The following is a 2,834-nucleotide window of genomic DNA, read 5'->3' as shown; positions in this document are numbered from 1 at the left end:
GGACGGCCGCGCCCTGATCGGGGCGCGGCCGTCGCCGTGGACGCTGGAAGGACGTGAGACCATGGGCAAGAACAGCAAGGGCAAGGCCGCCAAGCAGCCGGCCCCCGGCGAGCGCCAGGTGATCGCCAACAACAAGAAGGCGCGCCACGACTACACCATCCTCGACACGTACGAGGCCGGCATGGTGCTCACCGGCACCGAGGTGAAGTCGCTGCGCGAGGGCAAGGCCTCGCTCGTGGACGGCTTCGCGGTCTTCTACCGGGACGAGCTGTGGCTCGAGCAGGTCTACATCCCGGAGTACCTCAACGGCTCGTGGACCAACCACGCCGCCCGCCGCCGCCGCAAGCTGCTGCTGCACCGCGCCGAGCTGACGAAGATCTCCCGCCAGATCCAGGATCCGGGCCTGACCATCGTGCCGCTGTCCCTGTACTTCCTGAACGGGCGCGTGAAGGTGGAGATCGGCGTCGCGCGCGGCAACCGCGAATACGACAAGCGGCACAAGCTGCGCGAGCAGCAGGACAACCGCGAGGCCCAGCGGGCCATGCGGATGCGCAACCGGCGCGCCGGCGTGGCCTGAGCGCGGTGGACCCCTTGGGAATGCCTCGGGGGCGTGCTACGTTGTATCTCTCGCAGGGCCGGTTTCAGGACCGGCGGGCCTCGCGCCCTCCGCCTGCAGTGGTGATTGACAACCTCATAGAGGAGTCGCCCCCATGGGGCCGATCGGTTTCGACGGTGTGTGTCGCGTCGGGAGAAGCGGGCCGAGGATGCAGAGTCATCTCGTCAAACGCTCTCTGCAAACCAATAAGTGCCGAATCCAAGCGCACTGACTTCGCTCTCGCTGCCTGATCAGTGATCGAGTCCGTCACCCCGAGGTCGCTGTCGCCTCGGATCGTGGCGTCAGCTAGATAGCCACTGGGCGTCACCCTCGCCGGGGGTCGTGACGCCGACATCAATCCGGCTGGGTCCGGGTTGGCCGCCCGTCTGCGGGACGGCCAGGACCGAGCAACACCCACAGCAGACTGCGCCCGGAGAAGACCTGGCAACACCTCATCGGACGCGGGTTCAATTCCCGCCGGCTCCACTCACCACCACGGGAAGGCCCCGGAATCACCCCGATTCCGGGGCTTTTTCGCGTCTTCATGCGGTTGTGGTTCGCTGTCCGCCCGGTCAGGGGTGGTCGCTGATGGTCACACGGTAGCATGGGTCTTGACCGCAAGTTGTCCATACGGTCAGGAATCCCGACGCCGAGGTGAGCATGGTCAACCCCCCGAAGAAGAAGACCCCACGCGGGATCACCCAGGTCGGGCCGCGCAACTATCGCGCCCGGATCATGGTTGACGGGGCGCACCACTCACTCGGCTACTTCCAGACCATCAGCGACGCCCGCGCCGCACTGGAAATCGCCCGCGCCGACCTCGCCCGAGGTGTGTTCATCCCACCCGCCGAGCGCAAAGCCGCCGCCCGAGCTGCAAACGCTCGCGCCCAGCTCGAACAAGAACAGGCAGGGCGCACCGTGGCCGAACTCGCCGCCGCATGGCTTGCATGGCTGAAACGACGCGGGCGCAAACAGGGCACCATCTACACCTACGAACGGCGTCTACACGCCCACTACCTGCCCGAGTTCGGCACGCGCCCCGTGCAGTCCGTCACCGGCCCTGAGACGCGCGTATGGGCCGACACCGCCCCCCACGACGCCGTGCGCAACGTCGCCGCTATGTGGGCATACGCGGCGGGGGAGAGCAAAGGTCTGGACGCGCGAACGTTCCAGCCGTGGTGTGAAGACAACCCCGCCATTGGGTTGGACCTGCGCACCCCCGCGCGTGTCACCAATCGCAACGAGCAGATCGCCACGCCCGAGCAGATCGCGGCCATTGCTGAGCACATGCCCGAGGGGGAGCGTCTGGCCGTGCTGCTGTCCGGCTGGGCTGGGCTGCGCATTGGTGAAGTCCTCGCCCTGCGCCGCCGCCACGTCCACTACAACGGTTCACGTTGGACAGTCACCGTTACCGAGCAGGTCCAGGCCCGGGGGAGCGGCGTACGAATCGAGACGCCGAAGACCCGTGCAGCACGCCGGACTATCCCGGTCCCGCCCGTCGTCGTGTCCTCCCTGGAGACTCACCTAGAGGGCATGGACTCCGCCGAGACGGACGCACTGCTGTTCCCGCGCCACCCCGGCAGTCCAGAGCCACACCACCCAAACACGGTGCGTCAGCATTTCAACAGGGCCGTCGCTGCGGTGAACCTCGCCACGGCTACCGCCAATGCGGACCGTGAGCCGGGGGAGCGCGTGGCGTTGTTGGAGTCGTTCACATGGCACGGCCTGCGCCATAGTGCCCTGACACACCTGGGGCACCAGGGCGCGACCCTGGCCGACCTCATGGCCTTTGCCGGCCATACGGACATTGAGGCGGTGAAGGTGTATCAGCATGCGACGTTGGATCGCCTGGCGACACTGACTGCGGGGATGGGCGACGGCGCGCACGAAGGTCACGACCAGGCTTGACAGCCCCCGACAGTGGGCCCTAGTCTAAAAACAGGCCAGAGAAGTGTCTTCAAGTGTTCTCCGGCTCACGTTGTCGGACGGCCCTCCAGGGTGGTGCATCTTCTTGGTGTGCCCTGACGACGGCCCGCGGAGACCGGCAATCTCCGCGAACCCGGTTCAGCCCCCGCTTGTCTTCCGAGACTCGTGGGATGTGTCGGGAGGACTCTGCCCGTCACGGTCAAAGATCGGACGGTGAACCGGGGAGAGTCTGCGCCAATCCGCTCTGGACACAGTCCTGACGCTGACACATGATGGCCTTGTTCTGCCCGTCATGCCGGAAACCACGGGACCG

2 protein-coding genes and 1 other RNA gene are annotated in these 2,834 nt (G+C 66.7%); all 3 read left to right on the top strand.

What is annotated here, in order from left to right; translation table 11 throughout:
• The first annotated feature begins 61 nt into the window (after window positions 1-61).
• Entirely contained in the window at window positions 62-577 is a 516-nt protein-coding gene (gene smpB / locus HMPREF3105_RS02685) for an SsrA-binding protein SmpB (RefSeq protein WP_044659238.1), read from the top strand.
• A 135-nt stretch (window positions 578-712) separates the two neighbouring features.
• Window positions 713-1,084: a transfer-messenger RNA gene (gene ssrA, locus HMPREF3105_RS02680) on the top strand.
• Window positions 1,085-1,255: 171 nt separating this feature from the next.
• Window positions 1,256-2,503: a tyrosine-type recombinase/integrase gene (locus HMPREF3105_RS02675; protein WP_070708720.1), complete on the top strand. Its 1,248-nt coding sequence runs from the start codon at window positions 1,256-1,258 to the stop codon at window positions 2,501-2,503.
• The last annotated feature ends 331 nt before the right edge of the window (window positions 2,504-2,834 follow it).

The organism is Micrococcus sp. HMSC31B01, assembly GCF_001816085.1.
GTDB classification, from domain to species: domain Bacteria; phylum Actinomycetota; class Actinomycetes; order Actinomycetales; family Micrococcaceae; genus Micrococcus; species Micrococcus luteus.
This window is presented reverse-complemented; position numbering and strand designations above follow the sequence as displayed.